The organism is bacterium, assembly GCA_037128595.1.
Taxonomy (GTDB): domain Bacteria; phylum Verrucomicrobiota; class Kiritimatiellia; order CAIKKV01; family CAITUY01; genus JAABPW01.
Genome location: JBAXWB010000002.1, coordinates 191,886 through 216,836, shown reverse-complemented (window position 1 = coordinate 216,836; position 24,951 = coordinate 191,886). Strand labels below are relative to the sequence as shown.

General features: G+C 52.4%; 28 protein-coding genes. 18 read left to right on the top strand and 10 right to left on the bottom strand.

Features of this window, described 5'->3' with window-relative positions; translation table 11 throughout:
* The first annotated feature begins 58 nt into the window (after nucleotides 1–58).
* The 18 genes from WCS52_01925 to WCS52_01840 all read left to right on the top strand — a co-directional run bounded on the left by WCS52_01925 (nucleotide 59) and on the right by WCS52_01840 (nucleotide 20,814).
* Entirely contained in the window at nucleotides 59–1,843 is a 1,785-nt protein-coding gene (locus WCS52_01925; protein ID MEI6165929.1) for a collagen-like protein, read from the top strand.
* A gap of 2 nt (nucleotides 1,844–1,845) precedes the next feature.
* A complete protein-coding gene (locus tag WCS52_01920) occupies nucleotides 1,846–2,541 on the top strand; it encodes a tail fiber protein (protein ID MEI6165928.1) in 696 nt (231 codons plus the stop codon).
* Between the two features lie 2 nt (nucleotides 2,542–2,543).
* Nucleotides 2,544–3,128, top strand: coding sequence for a hypothetical protein (locus WCS52_01915; protein MEI6165927.1), 585 nt, complete (start codon nucleotides 2,544–2,546; stop codon nucleotides 3,126–3,128).
* Entirely contained in the window at nucleotides 3,125–3,475 is a 351-nt protein-coding gene (locus tag WCS52_01910; protein ID MEI6165926.1) for a hypothetical protein, read from the top strand. The genes WCS52_01915 and WCS52_01910 overlap by 4 nt, the downstream gene beginning before the upstream one ends.
* 360 nt (nucleotides 3,476–3,835) lie before the next feature.
* Nucleotides 3,836–4,921: a hypothetical protein gene (locus WCS52_01905; protein MEI6165925.1), complete on the top strand. Its 1,086-nt coding sequence runs from the start codon at nucleotides 3,836–3,838 to the stop codon at nucleotides 4,919–4,921.
* 7 nt (nucleotides 4,922–4,928) lie between these two features.
* On the top strand, nucleotides 4,929–11,369 hold the full coding sequence (locus tag WCS52_01900; protein ID MEI6165924.1) for a hypothetical protein: 6,441 nt from the start codon (nucleotides 4,929–4,931) through the stop codon (nucleotides 11,367–11,369).
* A gap of 6 nt (nucleotides 11,370–11,375) precedes the next feature.
* A complete protein-coding gene (locus WCS52_01895; GenBank protein MEI6165923.1) occupies nucleotides 11,376–14,909 on the top strand; it encodes a hypothetical protein in 3,534 nt (1,177 codons plus the stop codon).
* A gap of 9 nt (nucleotides 14,910–14,918) precedes the next feature.
* Nucleotides 14,919–15,224, top strand: coding sequence for a hypothetical protein (locus WCS52_01890; GenBank protein ID MEI6165922.1), 306 nt, complete (start codon nucleotides 14,919–14,921; stop codon nucleotides 15,222–15,224).
* A 124-nt stretch (nucleotides 15,225–15,348) separates the two neighbouring features.
* The gene (locus WCS52_01885) at nucleotides 15,349–15,669 is read left to right on the top strand and encodes a hypothetical protein (protein ID MEI6165921.1); all 321 of its coding nucleotides are present in this window, start codon (nucleotides 15,349–15,351) and stop codon (nucleotides 15,667–15,669) included.
* Nucleotides 15,669–16,484: a hypothetical protein gene (locus WCS52_01880; GenBank protein ID MEI6165920.1), complete on the top strand. Its 816-nt coding sequence runs from the start codon at nucleotides 15,669–15,671 to the stop codon at nucleotides 16,482–16,484. Before WCS52_01885 ends, WCS52_01880 begins: the two co-directional genes overlap by 1 nt.
* The gene (locus WCS52_01875) at nucleotides 16,481–17,167 is read left to right on the top strand and encodes a hypothetical protein (protein ID MEI6165919.1); all 687 of its coding nucleotides are present in this window, start codon (nucleotides 16,481–16,483) and stop codon (nucleotides 17,165–17,167) included. Before WCS52_01880 ends, WCS52_01875 begins: the two co-directional genes overlap by 4 nt.
* Nucleotides 17,164–17,601, top strand: a complete 438-nt coding sequence (locus tag WCS52_01870; protein ID MEI6165918.1) for a hypothetical protein — start codon at nucleotides 17,164–17,166, stop codon at nucleotides 17,599–17,601. Before WCS52_01875 ends, WCS52_01870 begins: the two co-directional genes overlap by 4 nt.
* Nucleotides 17,598–17,843: a hypothetical protein gene (locus tag WCS52_01865; protein ID MEI6165917.1), complete on the top strand. Its 246-nt coding sequence runs from the start codon at nucleotides 17,598–17,600 to the stop codon at nucleotides 17,841–17,843. The genes WCS52_01870 and WCS52_01865 overlap by 4 nt, the downstream gene beginning before the upstream one ends.
* Before the next feature lie 184 nt (nucleotides 17,844–18,027).
* Nucleotides 18,028–18,684, top strand: a complete 657-nt coding sequence (locus WCS52_01860; protein ID MEI6165916.1) for a hypothetical protein — start codon at nucleotides 18,028–18,030, stop codon at nucleotides 18,682–18,684.
* A 247-nt stretch (nucleotides 18,685–18,931) separates the two neighbouring features.
* Nucleotides 18,932–19,630, top strand: coding sequence for a hypothetical protein (locus WCS52_01855; protein MEI6165915.1), 699 nt, complete (start codon nucleotides 18,932–18,934; stop codon nucleotides 19,628–19,630).
* 13 nt (nucleotides 19,631–19,643) lie between these two features.
* On the top strand, nucleotides 19,644–19,901 hold the full coding sequence (locus tag WCS52_01850) for a hypothetical protein (GenBank protein ID MEI6165914.1): 258 nt from the start codon (nucleotides 19,644–19,646) through the stop codon (nucleotides 19,899–19,901).
* On the top strand, nucleotides 19,898–20,272 hold the full coding sequence (locus tag WCS52_01845; GenBank protein ID MEI6165913.1) for an HNH endonuclease signature motif containing protein: 375 nt from the start codon (nucleotides 19,898–19,900) through the stop codon (nucleotides 20,270–20,272). The genes WCS52_01850 and WCS52_01845 overlap by 4 nt, the downstream gene beginning before the upstream one ends.
* Nucleotides 20,269–20,814 carry a DUF1353 domain-containing protein gene (locus WCS52_01840; GenBank protein MEI6165912.1) on the top strand — a complete coding sequence of 182 codons (546 nt, stop codon included), beginning with the start codon at nucleotides 20,269–20,271 and terminating at the stop codon, nucleotides 20,812–20,814. The genes WCS52_01845 and WCS52_01840 overlap by 4 nt, the downstream gene beginning before the upstream one ends.
* Nucleotides 20,815–21,024: 210 nt before the next feature.
* Here WCS52_01840 and WCS52_01835 read toward each other — a convergent pair whose 3' ends face one another.
* The 10 genes from WCS52_01835 to WCS52_01790 form a co-directional block, all read right to left on the bottom strand.
* Complete coding sequence (locus WCS52_01835; GenBank protein MEI6165911.1) at nucleotides 21,025–21,189, bottom strand: hypothetical protein; 165 nt, start codon at nucleotides 21,187–21,189, stop codon at nucleotides 21,025–21,027.
* Nucleotides 21,186–21,473: a hypothetical protein gene (locus WCS52_01830; GenBank protein MEI6165910.1), complete on the bottom strand. Its 288-nt coding sequence runs from the start codon at nucleotides 21,471–21,473 to the stop codon at nucleotides 21,186–21,188. Before WCS52_01830 ends, WCS52_01835 begins: the two co-directional genes overlap by 4 nt.
* Complete coding sequence (locus WCS52_01825; GenBank protein ID MEI6165909.1) at nucleotides 21,466–21,651, bottom strand: hypothetical protein; 186 nt, start codon at nucleotides 21,649–21,651, stop codon at nucleotides 21,466–21,468. Before WCS52_01825 ends, WCS52_01830 begins: the two co-directional genes overlap by 8 nt.
* Nucleotides 21,652–21,832: 181 nt before the next feature.
* On the bottom strand, nucleotides 21,833–22,114 hold the full coding sequence (locus tag WCS52_01820) for a hypothetical protein (GenBank protein MEI6165908.1): 282 nt from the start codon (nucleotides 22,112–22,114) through the stop codon (nucleotides 21,833–21,835).
* Nucleotides 22,111–22,413, bottom strand: a complete 303-nt coding sequence (locus tag WCS52_01815) for a hypothetical protein (GenBank protein MEI6165907.1) — start codon at nucleotides 22,411–22,413, stop codon at nucleotides 22,111–22,113. The genes WCS52_01820 and WCS52_01815 overlap by 4 nt, the downstream gene beginning before the upstream one ends.
* A gap of 361 nt (nucleotides 22,414–22,774) precedes the next feature.
* Nucleotides 22,775–23,095, bottom strand: coding sequence for a hypothetical protein (locus WCS52_01810; protein ID MEI6165906.1), 321 nt, complete (start codon nucleotides 23,093–23,095; stop codon nucleotides 22,775–22,777).
* The gene (locus WCS52_01805) at nucleotides 23,092–23,445 is read right to left on the bottom strand and encodes a hypothetical protein (GenBank protein MEI6165905.1); all 354 of its coding nucleotides are present in this window, start codon (nucleotides 23,443–23,445) and stop codon (nucleotides 23,092–23,094) included. Before WCS52_01805 ends, WCS52_01810 begins: the two co-directional genes overlap by 4 nt.
* A gap of 15 nt (nucleotides 23,446–23,460) precedes the next feature.
* Entirely contained in the window at nucleotides 23,461–24,342 is an 882-nt protein-coding gene (locus WCS52_01800) for a DNA cytosine methyltransferase (protein ID MEI6165904.1), read from the bottom strand.
* Nucleotides 24,339–24,611: a hypothetical protein gene (locus WCS52_01795; GenBank protein ID MEI6165903.1), complete on the bottom strand. Its 273-nt coding sequence runs from the start codon at nucleotides 24,609–24,611 to the stop codon at nucleotides 24,339–24,341. The genes WCS52_01800 and WCS52_01795 overlap by 4 nt, the downstream gene beginning before the upstream one ends.
* Entirely contained in the window at nucleotides 24,608–24,940 is a 333-nt protein-coding gene (locus tag WCS52_01790) for a hypothetical protein (GenBank protein ID MEI6165902.1), read from the bottom strand. The genes WCS52_01795 and WCS52_01790 overlap by 4 nt, the downstream gene beginning before the upstream one ends.
* Nucleotides 24,941–24,951: the final 11 nt, after the last annotated feature.

The following is a 24,951-nucleotide window of genomic DNA, read 5'->3' as shown; positions in this document are numbered from 1 at the left end:
GGTCGCTCCTAGATCAGCGGGCGAATTCCCCTCAGGGGTATCACTCGGTATTCAGGGGATGCTCGATGCCGACGATATGGCTAAAAGGGCTCTTGGTTCATTCCGAAAATCCGCTCTCCCGGAAGATCCGCAGGACGCTCCCGATAGATCCGAGAGAATCAATTTCTCTTTCAAGGCGAAGATTTCAGGGGAACTCGAATTTACGGTTCAGCCTGGTTTCGCGGAAGTCGCGCCGGATACCATCATATCGGTCACATGCAATATCATCCAGACTGTAACAGAAGGAAGCGCAGCATGGTACGGCTGGGTTGACGTGGATTCCACGGCGGGCACGGCTATTGCCTCATTCGGGGACAGTTGGCCCACGGCCCTGACGACTGAACAGAAAAAGACCATACGGCAGAAACGCATTCTTCAAATTGCGATGAATGACGGGATTATCAGCGCAATCAAGAATCTCCAATGCGGTGACATCGAGGTATTCGATCCTGTTAAAGTCCCGGCCCCTGACGCCAAAACGATCAACCTGAACGCCACTGAGGGAGCCCCCATAAACGGGATGCTTCAAATAGCTGGGGCTGATACCGTTGTCGCTTCCAGTGCCAGTTTCCCCATGATGAGCGGACCGAATGTTGGAGAGACCCCAAAGTCTGTTGAATGGGTGCAGGTTGACGGGGCCAATGCGACACCGGACGCAAGTTCCCTTTCGATCCGGGGAGAGGCCGGAGCCAAGAGACTGGAAATCAAGGGGTTTCTGGCCCATGTGGACGAATCCCCCACTGACGGTGCGGGGTGGGCCGTTATAATGAACAATTGCAGTCCGGGAATGCCTGACGTGAAATATGTCGGGTTTGAGAACTTCAAGACATGGCTGGGATTCAAAGACGAGAAAGTCAAGGTATCCGAGGGTGACACGGCTGGCGGGTATCTCGCGGCACTTATTACGGCTGGCACTACCAATGTTCATTTACAGGCTACTGACGGCAATCTCTCCATCAGTGTTGATGAGGTTTCAGGGCCATCCGGAACGGTTGCCGTAGGGACTACGTCCACGGGCGAACCCGGAACGTCGGCAAGTGTTGTGAATAGTGGAACAGAGACCGCGGCCATTCTTGATTTTACAATTCCTAGAGGTGCTGATGGAACAAATGGCGCTGACGGTGCGAACGGAACGAATGGTATAGATGGTGCGAACGGAGCGGACGGGGCCGCCGCTACAATTTCCGTTGGCACGACGACAACAGGAGCGCCCGGTACATCTGCAAGCGTGTCAAACAGCGGGACGCCATCGGCGGCAATATTCGACTTCGCCATTCCTCGCGGAGACCAAGGCGAACAGGGGATACAAGGCATTCAGGGCGAGACAGGCGCTCAGGGGGAGCAAGGAATTCAGGGTACACCAGGAACCAACGGTACAGACGGAATAGTTTCGATTGTCGTTACATGGGATGGCGGAACATGCCGTCCAACTCTCAGCGCGGGAGGGTTCTGGTATCTGGATGACGTTACTCTAGTCAATCATGTTCAGACATTTTCCATGAAACAAATGTGCCTCCCGATGTACGACGTGCCGGGATACTGCCCGCACACCGGAACAGTCAGCGTTGCCGATGCGACAACAGGAGAAGCATTGGTGTTCGATGTGGCGAATGGTTTGATTACCGGATCGCACGAAGGTGAGTTATTGCAGGGAATCAATCCGTCAAATGGAGAACCAGTAACTGCAACCATTCAGGCTAACGGAACGGTGACGGGATATGAGGGATTCATGAGAATCATAGATCCAACAACAGGCGATTCGGGCTTATTCAGAATAGGAAACGATGGAACAATAAGAGGATAAATATGAAAAGTAGAGTGATAATTATAGCGTTAGTGGTTGCGGCGAATGTGACTTACGGCCAATGGCTGCCTGTGACGGTCAACACGAATACCGGAATTTTCAAGCCAATAAATATTGGATCAGGAATATCGGCCGGGATCACAAACGCATACAGCGTGGGTGGATCATCGAACCTGGTGTCTATAAGCAATAAGACTTTGATTGTGCGGTTTGACACCAATTCCGTTTCGTCATCCATTCTGGCGGGAACCATTATACAGTTCGGCGGAACAAATTTGCCGACAGGTTATCTTTTGTGTGATGGCAGTTCTGTTACCACAAACACATACCATAATCTGTTCGCGGCAATTGGAACGCAATGGGGTGGATCTGGGGCTAATTTCAATGTTCCTGATTTAAGGGGGCAATTTTTAAGAGGTTGGTCTGGAACTTCCACAAATTCAGTTGATCCCGACGTGTATTCCAGAACTGCGCGTTATGCAGGGGGAGCGACATCAAATAATGTAGGTTCATATCAGAGCGATACCAATCAAGCGCACTCGCATTTATACACGGCTGGAAACCAGTCTGCTTGGACATTTTCGAACGGAAGTCCTTATAGTCCCGCATATTCGGCGGCGAATTCGGGAACTTCATCTTCAGGGGGTTCAGAAGCGCGTCCAAAAAACGCATACGTGATGTACTGCATTAAATATTAACCATGCCCTGTGACCTCATAACCAAAATCGAAGCACTCTATGCCGCCTACAACGGATTAACAGAACGGTGCTGTACTTCGATTTCACCGCTTGAACCTGACCAGTGTGCGGTGTCATCCATCAGCAAGGCCTATTATGCCGTCAAGCAACTGATGGCCGGTGGCTCATGCAAGAGTATGACGGAATCCACCGGCGCACAAGATCCCGGAGAGATAGGGCAATGCATGACCGGTGACTGGCTCGAACGGTGTGAGGCCTGGATAAACGGCATCACTTGCAACGATGAACCCGACTTACCCTCGGTATGTGATATCGCCCTCGATTCGGCTGGTGGCATAGAAGGATATGACCAGACGTTCTCAGCGCAGGAAGGGACGATTCATATAGAATTTGAGGCATACGGTATCCCTGACCAACTCATTATTTCGACCAACATTGCCACTCTTCTGGACACAGGAATGATGAGTAATCATCTGTCTCAGGATATTATCATTCCTCGTGGTGCTTCATATTTGCGGGTGCAGGTCGCCGGATCATCATCAGGCACGGCATGGACGTTATCGGTTCGTTGTCTGGAGGGCCTATGAAGTGGTTTACCGTTGCTCATGTTGAGTCATTCAGAGGAAAACGCCCCGCTGAATTTCTCGATGAAATTCTTAAGCATAAAGGGGATGGGCCTATTTTCGGAATCATGGATGACGACTACGCCCACATTCGAAAAACACACTTAAACGAACCTCTTCAATCCCCATCTCTGGATACCATGAATTTCGAGGAATTATGCGCATTAATTGAAACCCTCCCGGAACCGGCCAAGTCTTCCGGCCAAGTCATTGCCAACGCCAAGAGGATCAGAATTTCTAAGGCCGAATGCTCGCCGTGCGAGATGTCAAAGGCCGAAACGGCGCTTAGAGAGTGGTTGAAAACAAATTGACAAAGCATACTAAAGTACGCTATGTGAAATATGAAAGGTCGGTGGTTTATGGCAACGCAAGACTTTATCCCTAAGGCTCAGAATAAATTGGACATGACTCGGAGCGAGGTAGCGCCAGGTTATGATAGACTTGCGAGAGCAAATAAATTGCTGTCAGGTGTTCCTGAATATCGCGGGGCACTTGGGTCTTTTGACCCGTTAAAAGCGCCTACAGTCGTAAGTCGGATTGATCCTGCATCAGCTACCGGGTGGAGTCCTATAACTCGAAATGGTGTCTCTCCGGCGCCTGCTAGTGTTCAGGCGGGAGAAGCAGCACGTCCCGTAACTCCATGGTACGAACCTCCCAAGCAACTCAATCCGATGCGTGGTATTGACCACGAAGCCGGGACTTTCGTAGGTGAACAGCCTTCGCCTGTTTCTGTCGTCAGTCGAGATGTAGCGCCGCCCGTGTCGAATAGCGGTGTTGTTCCACGACGAACGGGGGTATTTGTTGGAGGAAGGGAGATCCAGCGCGGTGCTGATGGGGATTTGGAGTCAATTGAGCCAGCATTAAGCGGTGAAGAAGCCCAGTGGGAAGCCGCAAGATCATTGTCAAATTCTGGATTGGATACCAATGCAGCCGCGCAAGTCGCGCTCGATCATGCCCGAGACCCTAACAAATTGGGAATTGGAGAGGTGAGAGTTGTTGCCCCCAATGGCCGCATTTTCAGAGGTAACGGTACACAGGTTTCAAATGCAGTTTCCGCAGTAAGAAATTTTGCACGGCCAGCCATCGGGTCTACTACCCCTGGTGGCGGAATAGTGGTTTCCAATGACGTTGAGCGGGGTTCTGGCGGCGTGATGGGCACTCCTCGTTTGCCTTCTGAATCCATCAGGAGGATGGTTGAATCGTTTGATGGACCACACTTCAATTTGCGCCCGTCTCGTGATGAACGTGTCGCCGGTGTAATCGGTCGTAATCAACTTGCCATCGAACAACAGCAAGCACAGCACGCTCTCACCCTTGCCAGGGCTGGGTTTAGTCCAGACCAGATTAAACATGCCATTGAGCGCGAAAAGATGCAGAACGAGAAAGACATTGCCGCTGGGAGAGACCGGGCAACTGTCAGTGCGGCGGATTCACACAGTAAGGCACTGGTTGAATCAAGCAAGAATCGCGGGGATACCTCAATAGAGCGAGCCCGTCAAAATCAGATGTCTGCCTTCACGAAGATGTATCAATACGCGCAACAAATGGAAGATCAAGAAGGCATGGATACTGCCATGGAAAATATCAATCGCCTGAATGGTGAAGGCGCTCCATCATCGCCGGATCGTGCCGCTACTTCTCCTGTTGAACCGGCTCCTACTGCACGCCCAAAAAATCCTGAGCAGGCAATGGCTATTGCAAAACAGTCCGGTGCAAAATCATTTACGTTTGGCGGAAAAACGTATCAAGTAAAATGAGGTTAAGATGGCTTTGAATGACTCAGGCGTGAAGCATATTGACTTTGACGCGATGCCAGCCGCCGCGCCTTCTGATGCTGGTAGTCATATTGACTTTGATGCTGTTACGCAAACGTCTCCCAAGCCGGTAGACCACATAAACTTTGATGATAATGCCCCATCCCCTGAATCTTCCGCAGCCGGGGCCTTTGCTCGTGGGGTTGGATATAACATAGGGCCTGCAATCGTTGGGGCCGCTGGCGCGGTAGGTGGTGCCGTTGTAGGTGCCCCGGCGGGTCCCGCTGGCGTTATTGCTGGTGATGTTGGGGGTGCTATTGCAGGTACGGCACTGGGGGAAAAGATTCAGCGCACATTAGTTGGCGAGAAAACCGCCATGGAAATGGACGCGCAAGAAGCCGCAGACCGTGAAGCACACCCGATTGCGTCCGGTATAGGTTCGATGATTGGATCTGTTCCGCTGATGCTTACTGGCGGGGGCATCCCCACTGCAATAGCTCGTTCTGGATTAAAACGGGCGGGAACGGCAGTCACGAAAGAAGCCCTCGCGGTAGCTAAGTCCGAAGTCGAAAAGCGGGTATTGCCGAATATTGCGCGTTCGGCTGCTACTTTTGCAGGTATGTCTGGCGGGGAAGCGGCGGCAGAAAAGGTCAAGGGGGCACCTGGCACCGAAGATATCAGCATCGCTAACGAAGCCATCAAGGGGGCTGTAGGCGGCGCTGTCATGGGCGGTGCCGGGCAAGTTATTGGAAAATTTGTGCCACTTGCAAAAACCTACCTTGGAGGCATTGGCATACGCGCCCCGACGGATGCTATGATTTTGGCTGTTTCCAATGGATTATATGACCAAGCCGTCAATGGGAAACCATTTGACCCGGTGGAGACGTTTAAGCAGGGAGGCGAGAGTATTCCGGCCTTCATGCTGATGAACGCAGCCATGGGCCGCAGGGGAGGTATTGCCCCGAAAGTTGACGTGAAGCCGCCAGAGCCAAAACTATTACGTTCTGGCCGGTACGATATGCCTTCACTGAATAACATGAGCGAGGCACAAGTAATCACCTTGGCGCAAGAATATGGCATGGAGACGCACAATAAATCAGCCGCGCAACTCCGAAACGAATTATTCACTGGTCACAAAATTCAACTCGATAAGACGATCCAGGATGCCCCGGAAGTTGATGTTAGGAATCCACCATTTGAGAACCGTGTCATGGGGACGCGCAATCTTCTGCCTCAAAGGACGTTTATTGCTCCTGACCGCATGACGGATGTTCAAATTTACACCTTGGCGCAAGAGCATGGTTGGGACACATCAAATACCACAGCCCAAAAACTCCGTGAGAAGATGATGACTGGGCAAGAGTTTACCCCGGTAGAGAGCCGTGCTGATAGGCTGCTGAATGCACCTGAACCGGCCTCTGACGCCATCAATCGGGGGAAGCCTGATGTTGCGCATACTCGGTTGATTGAAGACTTGGAAGGTCACACAACCCGCGAATTAGGCATTTTGTATCATGCAGTTACCGGGAAGTCTCCTGAAGGCCTTAATCATCCCGAGTTAAAACAAGCATTACTTTCACAGTGGGGGCGCTCTTCTCAAGCAGAAGTCACGCCCCCCGATTCAATTTCTCGCCCTGACGCCGGTCCTGCACGCTCACAGGTCGGTCGCTCTACCGTTTCCCCGGCGCAGGGCGAGAATTCATTTCCTGAGCCCCCCACTGTCGCGCATCTAAAAGATCCGAATGCACCTGCTAAGGCAGGGGGGGCCATTTCTTCCACTCCCGCGCCAGCCAACAATTCCCCCTCTCAGGCAAAACCTGATGGCGCTTTGGCTGAGGCGCGGGACGTGGCGTTGAAGGCACATGAGGCGGCAACTTCTCCGCTTAATGGATTGCCTGAGCCCACCCAGGCGCAGAAGGATGCCGGGAACTATCCCAAGGGACATATCAAGGTTCATGGTCTCAATATTGCCATCGAGAATCCCGCTGGAAGCAAGCGCCGCCCGGAATGGAATCCGCTTGAGGATCATTACGGGTATATCAAGGGCACTATTGGCAAGGACAAAGATCACGTTGACGTGTTTGTGAACCGAGACAACCCGCAGAGCGATAAGGTATTTGTTGTAAATCAAGTTGATACAAAAACGGGGAAATTCGACGAGCACAAGGTTGTCATGGGTGCCAACTCTGCCGAGGAAGCCAAGGCAATCTACCAGCGGAACTATCAAGCCGGGTGGAGTGGTGGCGACAGTGTGGCCGAGATGACCGTTGACCAGTTCAAAAAGTGGGTGAAATCTCCCGCTACTGGTAAGCCTGCTGAAGTTAATCACACGGCGGAATCAAATAAATCTCTGGGAAAGCTTCGTTTTGAAAATGCTTCTAAGCGCTATGAGGCATCGAAGAAAACGTTTGAAGGTTTCCGCGAGTCTTTCAAAAATGGGGGATTGACCCCTGCCGGGATGAAGCGTGAGAACAAGATGTTCGCCAAGGAGCAGGAAATCTTTGACAAGGCTCAGAAGGAATATGCGAAGAGTCAGAGAACACCCCGGAAACCGATGAGTGATGAGACTCGCAAAAAGCTTTCTGATGCCTGGTGGGCTCGCAAACATAAAGAGGAATGGGATGAGGCAGAAGCTGAATCGCGGGAGATTGACGTGCGTATGGGCGAGATTGCCAAAGAGGGCAGTATCATTCCCACTGATTCGTATGTCACCTATTCCGGGGATAAGAACAATGGCGATTGGTCGGTTGTTGCTGTAGAAAAGCCGAATTCACTGAAGAACCTTAACCGGAATGGCCTTAATTATCAGATTCTCAATCACGAAACAGGTGATATACTAACTGTCAGCGGAAAAGAATTATCGCCACTTGAAGAAGTCGGAGGGAAACATGAGCTTGCCGGAGATCCATTGGAAAGCAAAAGCGGCGTTGTTGTCGGAGGTAAAACGCCTGAAAAGGGAAAAGGGCATGACGACACAGGACGCCCAGCGGGAAGCGGCGAAAATAGTTCAGGCTCAACTAAAGGCTCAACCGGCCTAAAGCCAAAGCAGGCCCAGCTTTTCGGAGAAGATGAAGGCGGTTTTACGCTTGCCGGTGAAAAAACTGCCGATGGTGAGCGCATTATCAGGGAGCGCGAGACAAAAGAGAAGGCCGCTGCCGACCTTGTAAAAGGCAATGGTACGCTGGATCTTGAGGGGAAGAAACTTTCCGAGCCCTCTACCAAGGTTGAAGATGTCAAACCATCAATTTCTCTGACGGAAGCTGCTAACCGTGGCACGCTTGAACCGCTTCCCCAGGGGCGCGGTACTCCGCTTCTTCGTATTGAAGCAACCAACGAGAAGGGCCAGAAGGCAACTGTCACCGCCAAGGATGCCGAAACGCTCAAGGATGGGGGGCCGTATAAGTCTATTCGGGTACTTGACACCAAGGGCAACGACGTGACAGCGAAGTATCCCTTAAAGGTTAAGGAAGTTCCGCCCCCATCTTCTGATGGCGCAAAAACAAAGTTCCGCGAAATCTTTTCTGATGCCCCGGCGCCGCTTCGCCGTGATGCTGACAAGTTGCTTCGCAGAATGCTTGGGCCGAATTACAGCCTGGACCAAGTTGATAGCCTCATGGCTGGTGGTGTCGAGCGACTTGGGCAATACTTCAATAAGGTTTTGACGGTATCAGGGAAAGGAGACCAGAACCGCACGTTTTTTCATGAAGCATGGCATGGCCTTCGTGATGTACTTAACCGTGAAGAAAACGAGAAAATTGACCGCATTGAGCCGGATCACGAAAAGCAGGCAGATGCGTTCATGGAATATGCGGCGAAGCATGGCGAGGGATTCACCGGGCATTTGAAGCGGTATTTTGACCGCGCATGGTTCAGACTCAAACAGCTTTTCGGGACGGCAAATGGTGCTGATGAGTTGAAGGCAATGCACGCAAAATTGCTTGATGGAGTCTATGCGGATAGGACGGTAGGGGAGACGACGGCGACAGAACCGGCATTTCGGACTCTCGACACGCTACGTGATGAAGTGAAGGATTTGCCTAAACGCGGGTTATCTCTTTCGGATTCAAAGAATAATCCGCTCGATCTCAGTAAAAAGATTTCTGACGCCAAGGATTCTGTTTTATCAGCCGTTGATGCCCTCAAAGCGGCAGGCCGTGTAACCCGCGAGGCCTTTATCGGTCTCCCCAAAGCCACCGACTGGCAAAAGGCTATTGGTGAATGGTCGTATCAACTACAAACCGCGAGCAGGTCTGCTCATGAATTTGCCAATGACATTCGCCGGGTACTGCCCGACCAACGCACATCGGAAGCAATCAGCAATTACATTGACGCTGGCGGCGACATGTCTGTTCTTAAACGTTCAGCGGTAGAGGCCCCGGAGCGGTACAAACGTGGATATCATGACGCAATGAAATTGACACCTGAGCAAAAGGTGTTTGCCGACAAGGTGAGTAAGTATTACGAGGAGCAGGGAAATACCGCCGTGCGCGAAGGCTGGATGAGTGATGTTATTGAAAACTACATCAACCGCACCTTTGAGAAGGATACTCCCTGGAAGAAGGGTGTCATGGCTGAAATCGGTGCTGGCAACATCGCTTCCGGGAAAGCCGGGTTCCTTAAAAAACGATTCAATCAGTATAATATTGATGCTGAAAAGGCCGGGGTCCGCACGGTGAAGGATGTCCGGCAACAACTGCTGGCTTATGACTGGGCGTTTGCAAAGACCATGGCGGACCGTGCTTTCGTGAAAAGCGCAATGGGAATGACTATGCCTGATGGCCGTCCACGCTTTGACGTGTCCGGTAGCGGGTCGCGGATTGTTGATGAGACCACGGGAGAACAGGACGCCACTCTTGTAAAGCCGTTCACCAAGCGGGCCGATAAAAACGATCCTGCCAATAATCGGGCCGACTATGTGGCTCTCGACCATCCTGCTTTCCGAAAATGGAAATGGGCATCTACGGATGGAGAAGGAAAGCCGGTAATTGTTCAAGGGCAAATGCTTGTGCATCCAGAGGCCTTGAAGGATGCAAAGGCTTTTCTTGGGAAATCTCAAATATCGCAAGTCCCCATTCTCAATACCGCTATGCGGATAAGCAGCACGATCAAACAGACCATGCTTGATTTATCAGGCTTCCATTTTGTTCAGATTGGTGTTCACGGTCTAGAACATCGCGTCAATCCGTTCAATCTTACCAAGATCAATATCACCAACCCGGAATCGACACAGGCAAAACTTGTCAAGGGCGGGCTGATGATCTCTGATACGCGGGGACACCAGCAATGGAGTGAAGGACTTTCCGGCGGTTCGGGTTCACTGTTCAGGCATTTGCCTATTGCCGGTGAATATCTGCAAAACTGGAATGATACGCTATTCAAAGAGTTCATTCCTCGCATGAAAATGACCATGGCCGAACATGCCGTTGAGCGAAATCGAAAGGTTTATGCCAAGGAAATGGCGAGCGGCAAAATGTCTGAGGACGCCCTTTACATGCTGACTGCCAATGAATCGAATGCGGCTTTCGGACACCTTAATTATGAAATGCTTGGACGGAGTAAAACAACTCAGGATTTATTGAGGCTCACGTTACTTGCTCCTGACTTCCTTGAAGCCCGTGGCCGATTTGCGGCGCAGGCACTTACGCAATATGGAAGTGAGCAGCGCGTGGCCCTCGCCCTGGGAGCGGCAACCCTGTATGTCGCGGCCAGAGTGTTGAATAAAACAATCAACGACGAGTATCACCTTGAGCCCGAGAACGCCTTTTCACTGGTAGTAAAGGGAAGGGCTTATAGCTTGCGCACAGTACAGGGCGACATAATGCACATGTTCACAGAGCCAGCAAACTTTGCATTCAACCGACTAAATCCTGTCTATGGCCGCACGACTATCGAGTTTTTGACGGGTCGTGACGCATTTGGGCGCAAGCGTGATGGGTTGCAACAGATTGGTGATTTGGCAAAGACCGCGACGCCAATTTCTCTGAGAAGTCAGCCAGAACAGAGATTGATTGAAAGCTTCATGAACGCCTTTGGATTCACAAATAAGCGGTATAGCGCGGTCAAAGATGTCTATAAAATGGCCGATGAATTCAGGAAAAAGCACAGTATTGCCGCTACGCCGGAAGTGATTTATGACCCCGATAATGATCCGCTCCACATGCTGAAAGTTTCGCTCTCGCTGGGTGATGACTCCATGGCCGTGGATGCCTATAGAAAGATCCTGTCTGACGGGACGAAAACCCGCCAACAGATTATCAAGTATTTCCAAGAATATCCGAATCGTGCATTTACTGGTAGTAGGTTGAATGACACCAAATTCCGCGCAAGTTTAAGCGAAGAGGAAAAGAAAATATACAGTGATGCCGTTGCGGAAAGACGGAATATGTCTCGAAACTTTTATAAGGTGATTCGACTTGCCAGCCAAACCAAAGCGATAAGCGAAAGGAATTGACGGGCAATGAATATTCGGAATATAAATTCACGCATGAATTTCCTGTTCATCGCGATTGTTCTTCTTGCGTTGTGCCCGATGGCGCATGGTCAAGGGAACGTCACCGTAGATCGTGATACGCTTCAAATCTTGTATCCAGCGGGGTTCGCCAAAAGCAATGACTTGGCTTCTGCCGTGCTCCTAGAAGCATACAAAAGTATGCTCTCTGATGAGATCCAGAGCAACGCCACTGACAGGGCATCCCTGACAAACATCACGGCTACCGGGGCAACTGTCACCATGTCGAATAGGACGGCCCACATTGTTGTCACTCCGTCAACCGGGTCCGCTGAGTATGTTTCCGCTGAGTTCCATGACCATGAAACGAACGCCAGCGCCCACGGGGGCACGGTTCTTTCACCGACGAACACGGCCTTGACGGGCTGGTCTCTGCGGTATTCGGAATCCGGGCGGCCCTACTATGCCCCGGTTCAGGCCAGCGACTTGATTATCAGCTACACCACGAACCTGGTATGGTCGGATGAACTGGACGGCGGGGACTTTGATTACGCAACCAATCAGGCAGCGGCATGGGGCGGACGATTGCCGACGAGGGATGAACTTGTCGCCATGGTGTTGACCTCCCCCGGCTGGAATCCCAATGTGGGTTATTACTGGTCTGGCACGATCACGACGCCCGGAAACGCCTACCTTGTTGACTATGCCAATGGGGACGTTTACGACGTGCCCACCATGGGGGAATATGACGTGCGGGCGGTCAAGGAGGTCATTACCTCCACCACGGCCCTTGACGCCTTCTCAAGCCACATAGGACAAACCACGGATGCCCACGGCGGCGTTATGCGTTCTGCCTCGAATCCCGGCGCGAACGGTCAGATCCTTTACATCAACACGGCCACCGGGCGGCCTTACTGGGGAACCCCGGCGATTGAGGGCGGGATTCAGTACCTATTGACCAGTGGCGTGGCCCGCGTGAATGGCCGGTACGTTACCACCAACTACACCGTAACGGTCTCCAATGGGACATGGGACGGCAGCACGGCCACCCTGACGCCCACGGGGATGATTACGGTTGTCTCGACGGTCCCTATTGCCCGCTGGGAATACTCTCACTCGACTCACATTGGCATGGGCCTGACTGACTTGATTGATACCTGGGCATGGGTGACGAACACGCACGGCCTGCTTTCCGCCGGTGATATCTATTCCGTGCGCTCGATTGGGAATGAGACGGCTGATATTCCAAGCATCGGCGAGGAAGGCCCGGTATCCATTTCCCTGAGCAATCTTGTGGTGTGGACATGGGGGGCCCCCGGTCTGTGCGGGACAACAAACTCGTTTGAGGGGACGCATGTCACGGTTGACGATCCCGCCGGGGAACTTGACCCCGTGAATCTGCGCACCATGCAGGAACGGATTGACGAAGTTTTCGGCAGCATGACGCCGAGCCGGTGGGCAGACTATGACGCCAACGGGGCCGGGAACAAGATTGACGGTGTGAACATGGGCGGGCGCCGGGTCTATTTGGACAATCAATGGTCGATGCTGGGCAGCGGAAACTATTTCGCCCTATCCTACAACGGCAAGGATATCCTCTATGTCTCCATGTCGAACCGGCTCCTTTCGATTGCCGGATTCACCCCCGGACCGCTCATGACTGTCCGGGTATCCACAAACACGGTCACGTCAAAGCCGTGGATCGAATACACAACCGACCTGACCGCCGGGAACTGGATCGAAATCACGAACGCAACGTCTACCTACCCGACCAAAACGAACGGGTCCTACGTCATGACCTTCAGTAGTGTCTGGCCAACGGCCTACTTCCGGGCGGTTCAGGCGAGCACAAACGTCAATGGTCTGGTTGTCACCGTCCCCCTGACAGTCCCGGCTATCACCCTCGGGGGAATCACTAAGACCTCGTGGCCGGTGGGAGAAAGGGGACCGGCGGGGAAAGATGGTACGAATACTCAGGTAACGGTGTTTGTGGGGGCGGCGAAAGGTGACCAGGGCGTGCCGGGATACACCCCGGTAAAAGGGGTAGATTATTGGGACGGAACTGTCGGCCGTGACGGTCGTGATGGACTCAGCGGCACCAATGGAGCGGCGGGCCGTGACGGGACTGATGGCCGTGACGGTCGTGATGGACTTCCTGGTCAGGATGGCGTTATTGGACGGGATGGTTTGCCCGGAATTTCCCCGACAATCAATATCGGGAATGTCACCACCGGCACCACCGCCGCCGTGACGAATACGGGCAACTCGACAAATGTTATCCTGGATATCGTCATACCGCCCGGTCCCCAAGGTCCGATTGGACCAGGTATGACGAATCTGCCCGCCGTATGGGATGCAGACTTGATCAGCACGAACGCCCTGTTCCAGAAGGTTGGAGGCCAGAACGTTACGCGCATTGACTCCAATGGAATCACCATGATCAAGGGCACGTTGCAAATGTACGAAGAGGACCTTTCCTGCAACGTCCGGTTATGGGGCGGAACCCGTCTGGCTCCCAGCCTGACCTTTCAGGGGCATACCAACGAGTGGGGACTTTATGACCGTGGGTATAACGGGCATACGATTGCCGGCTGGTCTGTGGCGGGGTCTGAAGTGGGCCTGTTATGGGATGGCGGAATCAAGCTGATGACCACGAACGCCGCGTTTGACGGTAAACACCTCGGAGACATCTCCGGCGCAACCGGATACCCGGAACCCCTCTTCAGAGCATGGAATACAAACATGAATTTCAGCGTGCTTACCCTATCGAATATGACCGTGACACCGGGAGGAATCGACGTAAAGGACACCCTGAGCACCACCCGCACACGCTTGGATACCACCGGAATGACCTACAAGAATGCTGGCGGGATCATCCGTTTAACCTCGGGTACTGAGGTTTATATCAAGGACGAATTAGGCCGCAACCGGACGATGCTGGATTTGAATGGCGTCACGACCTACGACGGCCCCAGCCAGATGCCGATTCTTGGGTTTGGATCATTAAGCCTTGACGCGGTTTCCTGCAAATTTACCGGGGGAAATTTGGTCTGGATGCTCAACTCCACTTATGGCCTACGCCTATGGGACCCTTACCAGACCGGCTTGCGGTTCGGGGTAAACTATCAGGGGATGCAGATTTACAACGCCTCAAGTCAGGCCGTATTCTCTGTCGATTCTGGCACGACGCCCCTGATCACAATGTGGAACACCGTCATCACCAACTCAGGAAACCTTACGTTTTACGGGGCAGTCGCTACAAACCTCCTGACGCTCACCGGTGCCAGTGGTGACATCAAGGCGCTGGGTCGGACGACGGTGGGCAATCTCAGCCTCACTAACAATGGGGCCGTGAGTTTCTACGCGACGGGAGGGGCATTGATGGCAACCATCACGGCTACCAATGGCGGCATTCAGGCATTCGGGCGCAACATCTTTTCGACCAACTGGCCGAGCGGTAACTCGACAAACCTCGGCATCGGGGGGCGTACCAACGTCTATCAGTTCCAGAGCGGCTACGTCACAAACATCATAATTTTATAAGGAGAAACTATGAAATACGCACTTCCAACACCGATTGCATCGAACTACAGCTATGAGGCTGTCCTGATTGAAAATGTCAAATATGACGGCACGCAGTACACCGCTGACGTGTTCGGAATCGTGGACGGTCAGCCTATTCCCCTGATCTTCAAGACCGCTGAGGGATTGATTCGCATTCCGCAATGTACGATCACGGATGAAGAAATCAATGCCGTGATGGCCGCCCATCCTGAAATCACCGTCCGACTTGATGCCGGTCTGGTCCGGGCGATGGAACGGTTGTACGAACTGATTGGAGCGCAGCCGAATGCGTAATCCGTTCAACTATTTCCGCAGGGGTACAGCCAAGGACAAAGACTTCCCGAGTGGGAATAAACTTTGCCTCTGTTTTCATGCTGTTCCTGCCGCCGAATGTCGGCAACTGCGGAAAATATCTGTGATGTTGGTTTTGATTTTCATTGTGGCCTATGCCGCCTTCAGTCAATGCCCCTCAGGACCGGAAGGCAAGCCGGGCGTCGATGGCATCGGGCCTGCATTACAGGTGCGCTCTGAAAAGCCCGTAGCCTACCGCATCCGGACCGAGGAAGCCATTACGGTACCGGCGGGCGTTACCCTTACGGAAGATGAACGAAAGGCCGTTGCTCGTCTCAATTCCCTGATGGAACGCTGGCCGCGAAAACTCTGGCTTTTTTCTAATAATGGACACCTCATGCTTGCCAAAATGGGTGATGACGGAAAACCCATGGGAGCCGGTAAATAATGCGTAAATGCTGGATAGTCATGATGCTGGTATTCGGGGGATGCGCCACCACTCCCCCGCCCTCTATCATTCCGGCACGCTTTCAGATTGGTGTTCCGCAAGCCAATGGCGAGAATGCCGTCATCATCCGGGGCGATGACCCGAACGGGAACGTGTACACCGTCCCGATTTTCGCCATTACGAACACCGCATGTATGGACACCAATAGCCCGGTAGGAATGGCGGCCTACAATGACATCAGCACCAATAAGTGGCCCTCCAAGCGGTTTCACCTGGAACTATCCCTTGATGGTGGATCGAACTGGAACCGGCGCATAGGTTACGGCGTCCAATTCGATGAAGCCCGTATCCATTGCGATTTCCAATGGAGCCCGCCCCAGGATTACAATCTGATGACAACCAATGCCATGATTCGTGCCACGACTCTGGACGGAGGCACATGGCCCGCCAGATCCCCGCGGAGACCTTACGACCTCCCCGACGGTGAATATCCCCATACTGATATATTCACGATTGGCGGGGCAGTCATGACCGCCCCCGCAGGAGGATCTATCCAGTGGCAGGGCAACGGGACGGTTATTACATGGCGACAACTGGGGGCTGGACCAGTCATGAATCTCTACTGGATGACACCGGACAGTTCAGGCGTTGATATGACTCATTGGATCACAACGATTAGCAACTGTGTGGACGGCGTTAATTCCAAGACCATCAGCCTCAACGTACCTGAGGCGGACGCCATGAGGCTGGTATTGATTTCAGTCTATGACCAACGGATACACGGGTATTCCGCAGTATTTACGGTGGACCCATGATGGACATAATGGAACTAGTCGAATGTATAAGTACCGACCGCGCCCCGGTCGTACAGCGCTTATGCTGGACTTGTTCCCGCCTGTTCTCTGTCCGGAATGGGTCCGACGATACGCGGGTATGCCCGGCATGTAAGCGGCGGAAAGAGCAGGGAAAGGACGCCATCACGACGCAACACGTCATCGGATCAAAAGGCATTACCTATCCCCTGGCGAAAATGCCGGCATCTGAGACCATCATTCCGGAAGATCGCAAGAAGATCAGAATGAATGATAATGGACCTAACAATCCGACTGTAAACCCCATCTTGCTTTATGCCGCTAATCAAGTGGTTATCACGCGAATGGACTGGTATTTCCTGAGATCAATGGTACCCGCCCGAGTTGATCTTGGCGTGTCTGTCGCAGATTTCAACCGGTGTGTTGTCATTAAAAACGGTAAAACGATCAAACTAACCAATCAAGAATTGAGAATGCTGGCCCTCCTTTGTGCGGATCTTGGCGCAGTAGTCCCGCTGATGATTCTTGATACCCAGGTGTCTCGCATAGCGGGGAGATCAATCGACACTTTCAAATCAATGCTGGGACGTAAGATCGGTATCAACATCAAACGAGTACACGGCATAGGCTTTTACCTCGAACCCACTACCGCCCATCGCCGGGCCATGAAAAGGAAGGCAGCATGAGCACCGTTGAACAGGAGAAGATCAAAGTTATGCGCGAACAGGTTCAGGGCTCCAAGGATCTTGGACAGGGCCATAAGGACGCACTCACTGACATGCTGATTGCTACCGGGCACGCGGCCAATGGTGCCCCGGATAAGATTCAGGCATTGACTGAGGCCATGGTGTCATTCGGAATTTGTATTGCCCGTGATGCCCTTCACCGTCCGAGTGACTTCAGGAGCATCCTGAATGACTCCCTCGAAACCCACACGAAGAATTGCCCGCTGGTGATTGCGAAGGAAAGCGGTGGGAATACCTGTGACGCCGGATTGACGGTCATTCAGGGGCATGGCGTCAAGGCGCAGGGGAAACCCTCTACCGTTCTGATTGTATCCGGCATGGCAACGGTGTCATGGCTGGCGTTTCTGGCCGCAAAAGTAGGAGGTGTGTTGTGAGTAGGAAATCAGGATTTTCGGACCCTATTACGCTGGCAATCGTCTACAGCCTGACGCTGGTTGTGGTGTCATGGTTCCACGGCTCGCGGTGTAACAACCTTAAAATCAACGGCGACAACAATACAGTCACGCAGTCCCTTTCTCCCCAGGGCGGCGACACAGTTTCAATTCCTCTCACCACGGCGGACGGCAAACGGGTGAGTGTACGTGTCCCGGCTGAGTCAGTGAGGATAGAACGATGAAGGCGCTGGCCCTTTTGTTTTTTGTCCTGACGCTCGTCAGTTCTTTCGCGGTGTTTGTCGGGGGAATGTCGAGCAATCCGGGGGCAGGTGACAGGTTCGCCCGGTCTGGATTGCTGGGGACGTGCATGTTTTGGACGGCGTTTGTGGTGTGTATAACGGTGGTAATAATCAGGAGTATAAAATAATGACTATCTGGCAGAGACTGAGTGACTTGATCGTGAAGGCGTTGGATGCGTATCAGAAAAGCAAGAAGAAGACTGAGCCCACCCCGGTTCCTACGCCGGTTCCGGTTCCGACGCCCCCCCCCGCGCCGGTGGTTGTCACGGGCGACTTGGAAGATCCCGCCGGATACACGGAGGCCAGTGTTTCCGCCAATGCCCACTATGAGGAGTGCCACATCGAGCCGTCTACCGGGCTTCTTATCCGGTACGCCGTGTATCGCCCGTCATGCCGGGGCTGGTGGATGTTATCTTCCCTGGGTGAAGGCCATGTCCGGCTTGAAGGCTCCAAGAGCAATGGGACCCTGATTGCCGAGAACTTCACGAAGAACGGGCAGAATATTGAGGTGCTTGGATTCGCAGATTACGAGATGCACAACGGGGATACCCCTGAGAACATCAGATTCATAACCAAGGGCAATAAGACACCTTACAACCACACGCGGCGGTACATCATTGCCGTATGCCACAAGGCCCCCAATGCTGGCCTGATTCTGTTCGGCTATTGCGTTATCGTAGCAGCCGTTGCGATCACGACCGCGCTTGGCGTTGGGCTCCACAAACAGAACAAATCCCGAACGCAATCCCCCCAAACCAATGCGATTGAAAGGATTGTCCAATGAAGCGCATGACAAACAATTCCCGTAATGGCCGCAGATTTAGCCCTGTTCCTTCTATCCCGGTTAAATTGGCCGTTTGGCTGGTTATTGGGATGGCCGTTGCGGGAACTCTTTCAGGTTGTAAGTCAACCTCTGTCAGTGATGACTGGCCCTATCAAGGGGCTCCTAAAGCTGGAACAAACGCAATTCCCGTACCGCACTGGTGAACAATATGAAAAATCAATGGTGGCAAAACAAAGAATGGAAGGGGATGAAGGCAATGTCCCCCCGCGCTCCCCGGCGAATGGAAGCAGAAGCTTTCGTGCCGTGTGTGCCGTTTACATGGGTGCCGTGGTGTGTCCCCTCTGAAAACCAGAACGGACCATCTTGCGCCGGGCACGCCCTGGGCAATTTCAAGGAAATCATGCTTCGCCGGTTTGTGGGTAAGGATACCTTGAAGACGTTCGACCAGATTGACGGTGACGCCATTTGGGCACGCGCCCGGAAGATGTTCTATGACGGGGACATGGACGGCGGGCTTTACATCCCGGAGGCGTTTCAGGCCGCGCTGGACTTGGGAGTATTCGCCCCCGGTTCCATGCTGATGACCATCTCCCGGAGTGAGGCCATGTATTCACCCCAGTTCGAGCGGACGCCCTTCATCGACGGGCGGGACGTGTCGGGCTGGGTCAATCACGGCACGAGCCCGGATAATGGACAGGTCTACGAGGGGCCGGGCGCTGATGGAACCGCCGGGCACGCAACGATTGACGCGTCCCGACTCACCCAGGGGAATTATAACTTCTGGCAGGATCAAAACTCATGGGGTCCAAAGTTCGCTTGGAACGGGTTATTCATCATGTCGGAAAGTTATGACAGCCTCACGGGTCTTGAAGACGCGAAGTATTACGTTCAGGAGCCCGAAGGCTGGGAACAGTGGGACGGGTGGAAGAAAATCATAACTCACTGATGAAAGGAACATTATGAAGCAGCTAATTGAATTCGTTTTGACGCAAATCAAGGGAAAAAAAGCCCGGTACATCGCCATGCTGGCGGCGGGCATTTTGCTGGGTTCCGGGATGGCGTCCCAGTACCCGGAGGAGAACGCCCGGTTTTGGGCGCAACCCCTTCCGGCCATTGTGCTGATTGTTTTTGCCGTTGTGAGCAGCAACAAGGCAACCAAAGAATGGAATGCCAAGGTGGAGAAGGCCCGGAATGAGGAGCCCCCGAAACAAAAATGATTCGTTGTGTCTCCATATTCGCGGTGATGCTGGCGCTCTTGACCGGGTGCCAGTCTCTACCGCGTCAAGAAGCCGTTCCGCGACCAGTTCCGACACCGGCGCAGGTTCAGCACGCAATGACCGCCTACAGGCAGGCCCACCCCTCCCGGTGCGAGGTATGCGGGAAGCCAGCGGCGGCGGACCGGGTTTTAGAGATCCATCATATTCACCCCCGAGAAGCATTCCCGGAGCAGGCGGCGAACCCGGATAACTTCATTCTGGTATGCCGGAATTGCCACATGTGGGTATGCCACCCCGGAGACTTTGGGAAGTATACCGACGACCTACGGGAATGGCTGAAGGACCGGAAGATCAAGGAGAACAAGCCGTGAAATCGTGGCAGAAATACCGCAAAGCGATTATAGGAACGCTTGGGGCGTTTGGTATTTGGCTGGCAGCCATCATGTCATTTCAGCCTGACGTGCCTCCCGCCAATCTTCCGCTGTGGAATTCTGGCATCAATGAGTGGACGCTGACGAACAACTGCAAAACCTCTGTAACCGTGTCCGGCGTGACCTACACGGTGACTATTAAAGAAGGGTTCAAAACTGACGGGGCGAGTATCCCTGAAGTGCTGGCGGCGCCGCTGGGCCTGACGCGTGACTCACCGGCAATCATCCGGGGGGCCTTGATTCATGACGCTATTTACGCCAGCGAATTACTCGACCGGCAGACGGCTGACTCAATCCTCTATGCCGCCTGTCTTAACGATGGAATGGCCCCGGAAAAGGCGCTTGCTGTCTGGAAGGCTGTTCGTGAATGGGGCTTCGTAGCGTGGGATCGGCATACGGATGAATCGGTATCGACTGCTCGTACGAAAGTTGAGGTCCACACAACATCTCGTACTCGATATTCCTCATCACGCTATCGGTGATTTTCTTGAATAAGCTGGGAGAGCAAATCAACATCCCATAGACCATGAAACACTGATCCTTTTCGACGTGCCTGAAATTCTCCTGTCGTTTTGTCCATTTGTCCCGTATTCGTTTCTTTTTGGATTTAGGGCGCCTGCATTGAACTCTGTCAATAACATGCAGGTTTTCCGACTTCATCAGCTTCAAATTATTAAACGGGTTGATTATGTTCATGCTCCCTTCGCCCGGTTGAATCCAAATAATACCCACAAGCCAACCAGAATCCACATGTTGGGATGTTCTCCGCCGCCGTGGGTCTCAATGTACGCGAGCCCGGAAACTAATCCGGTAAAACCTATGGCTTCTCCGACCGTAAACAAATCAATTAATTTCATTTTGCCCTATCAAGTAACAGTGTTTTGCAGTCTGTGCTTATATCAAACATCAACCCTTCGGAACCGATGACGCGGGCCAGTATGACCGGCAAACCACGCAAAAGGTCTTTTGGCATCTCCCTGAAATGAACGCAGTGAAGGACGTGCAGAACTTCGTAGTCTTTCCGGTCCGGTATCCCGCCGGTGATTTTGAGGATCTTGTCAATTGTGCAGATGCAGACATAGCCGTCCCGGATCATCTTTTCCAGTGCGGCCTGGCAAGCCATCTTCTGAATTTCATTCATGATTAAGCTTTGACACTTTCCCGCACCGCTTGCAGTACATTCGTGCGTAATCCCAAAATCCTTCAATACCATCGGACACCTGTTTCGTAGTGGGAGGGATGCCTTCCGCCGCCGCGCAAGTCCAGTCATGGAAGCGCCACACGTAACAGTTCCAGAATTTGGAGAACCATTTTTTCACGCCTTACTCCTTTGCCGTTTGTTCCATTCGATCATCAGACTGCTCAAAGCGTCCTGTGATTTGACCGTCAACTTATCTCCGCATATTCCACACTTGACCATGACATCGCCATCACGGCACTTCTGAAAGACATGGGGCCGAGAACCGCAGCACATATCGAAATCATCATTATGGATGGTGGTCATCCCCGCCCATCCTTAAGAACCGTCCACAACACTGAAACCGTAGCATCCATCGCCCACCATTGCTCAGAGTAGTACACCTCGCCTTTCATTCTGGCGCGTATCCTGACGATCTCTTTCAGCATTGCAACCTCAAGAGGAGCACGGTAGCGGATCATTGTAATCTGATCTTCATTCAGCGGACAAATTCGCAGAAGTAATGTTCTCTCCATCGGGACAGATCTTGGACACTCGCGGCAATACTTTAAGCTTCCAGCCTTATTGCAGATAAATATTTTCATTCCTTCACCTCTGGAACTACATTGCTTCTAACGCCTCTGTTATTTGGATCATCAAAATGGATTCTGATGAAATTACCTTGCCAGCCTTCGTATGGACATTTCCCGATATCAATCAGTCTCACAGGGAAAAGCATGGTCTGCTTTGTGTAGCCGCGCGCAAATCTCACATGGATAATTTCTGAACGCCTACTGTAAATTAGGCGCATCCATCGTTCGGACGGGGCGCGATATTCGACAAACTTACGCCCTTCTGCAATTTCATCGAACCAGTGATGGGTTAAAACAAGGTGCAGTCTCATGATTTCACCTCGTTACTTGGGAATCGGTCATGCAGGAATGACAGCAAGAATCCAAATCGCTCGTGCCACTTGTCTTTGTCGGGGCTTTCCCGGACTGGGCCATACGTTTCAACCATGAATGTCTTGGCGTGCTCGTAAATCTCATCGCGGGAATAACCGGATCTCACTGGGGAGTCAAAGGGATTGTCCGGTAGAAGCTCAAACTTATCCAATCGTTTGTCAATGCACGTCAGGCAGACATAGCCGCCCATTTCGTCGCGGCGTAAGGGTGTGTGCTTCCGTTCCCTGCAAACGGCGCATTCTGTTGCCTGGCTCGACGAGTAAGTCACGGCGTTGGGATTAAGTGGATGGTTCAATTCGCTCACGGCATCACCTTTAAGTCTTCTATGGCTTTTTGTTCTTGAAATTCTTTGGTGAGGTTTTTCCGAAGAATTAGCCACACGGATTCTGCACTCCGGGACAAGCAGGTATCCTTCATCAGCTTAGAAATATTGTGTTCTAAAATTCGTAGTTGATCCTCTTTTTCGCGAAGTTCTTTGAATCGGTAAAAACAATGTTCCGCCCACCGATCACTTCCCATAGGCATCCCGTCGTTTTCAAAAGCATCCAATAGTTTATCAAGAGTGGCGGGGTCTTTTAGGTAATTAATTCGGCATAAAGAGTTTGCTGTTGGTCCGCTCACTTTCTACCCCCTTCACCATCCGGCACCTTTGCGTATGAAACAGGGTTTTCCTCGTTATCTAATTTGATTGCCATTGCCAAAATCAATAATGCCTGTCGCACTCGCGGGCTCATTCCGCCGCCGAACATGGGCACACGATATCTGCATGATTGCATCATTGGCTGATAAGTTTGAACCCACGCATCGCCATCGCAACCAATGGAAACAGCGATTCCACTTCCTTCTGATGGTGGGCAATCATCCTGAGGGCGATAATAACGTCCATCACTTGAAAGCATTGGAGGCCACCACGGGGTTTCCAGAATGCGCACAACATCCTTTTCTTTAATATTGCCTGTTCTGATTTTCATTCTCTCAATTCTCCTTTAATTGAAACTCTCGAAATACCTGACAATCTCATTACCCACCCACTCGCCAACCGGCACAGAAACACCATTCCCTATCTGCCGATAGGCATCCCGGTCGGTGCCCGAGAAAGTGAAGCTGTCCGGCACTCCCTGCAACCTGGCATATTCACGCACGGTGTAAGGTCTGGCGCCGCCTGGGAACCGGGCATCAGCTACAAGGCGCGTAGATACGTCCTTGGCATAGTGGGCGACGCAGGTAGGGGCGAGGTCCCCTCTGGCCGGGTCGCTGATGATGGGCATGTCCCTGTAGACCCCGCCAAGGCGCTTGGCTACATAATCAGGAATATCCGGGCGTGGATCATCCTCAAGAATATCTCTCAGGGTGCATCTGACAGACGGGGAGGGCTCACGCCACGAGAAAGGCTTCCTGCTGCCAATAATAATCAGGCGATTCCGCTTCTGTGGTAGCCACATTTCAGACTTCACCGGGCAAACCACATGGACGTAGTATTCAGGTAATTTGGTCATGGACTCCATCACCACGGGGAACTTGCGCATTCCGGGGACGTTCTCCACGACATACATCTCTGGCTTCCTGATGGCAACATGCCGGAAGAAGTGCAAGAAAAGATCATCACCGGTCCGGGCGCCGTGAATATCGGCAATCGTGCTGTACTTCGTGCATGGGTAGGTGGCAACCATGACGTGACAATCCTTCTCGTTGCTCACCAACTTCTGAGTGATGTCTGTTTCCGATACTTCATGACTGAAATTGTGGCGGAGCGTCTCACAGCATTTAGCATCTATCTCGAAAGATTGCTGAACACGAACGCCTCCGCGCTCAAGGCCGCAGTCCATCAACCCGGCGCCTGAAAAATAGCTGTTGGCAAGGATGTTCATGATTTTGCCTGCCTATTCAACTCCTGAATGGATACCCCGGCCCGACGCATCAATTCCATGCGCCACCAGTAAGGACCGGCGCCGTCAGTACGCACCGGGAATTCGCCATTGACGCCCAAGGCCCACATGATTGCCTTGCGGAATTCCTTCTCGCGTTTTTGGGATTTATGGAGCGCATCAATAATGGTTCCAAGACGCTCACGCTTGTCGGTATTACAGCAAAAGTCAGACTCCTGTTGGGTGAGTCGCACCGCTTCTTTCAGATTCACTTCACCACCTCAATCCGTTTCCCGCAGTATGGGCAGAATGTGTGCTTGTTCTCTGATGGACCGGCTTCACTGAACAGATGGCGATTACCGCAGCCGGTATCCCACGAATAGGTATCATCCTCGGTCCATTGGCATTTCTGTTCAGGAGCTAGTTTATCCATAGCCTGCAAGGTTTCATGCGAGAATAAAGAAGGGTCCCCGTCACTTGGATCTCCCGACCAGTTGATGATTTCCGAAAATCCACGGCGGGCGATTTCAACCTGCTTTACCGCGATAGTCAGTTCCGCCTCAAGTTCCTTCACGTTTGGACAGTTTCTTATGTCACTCATGATTTCTTATT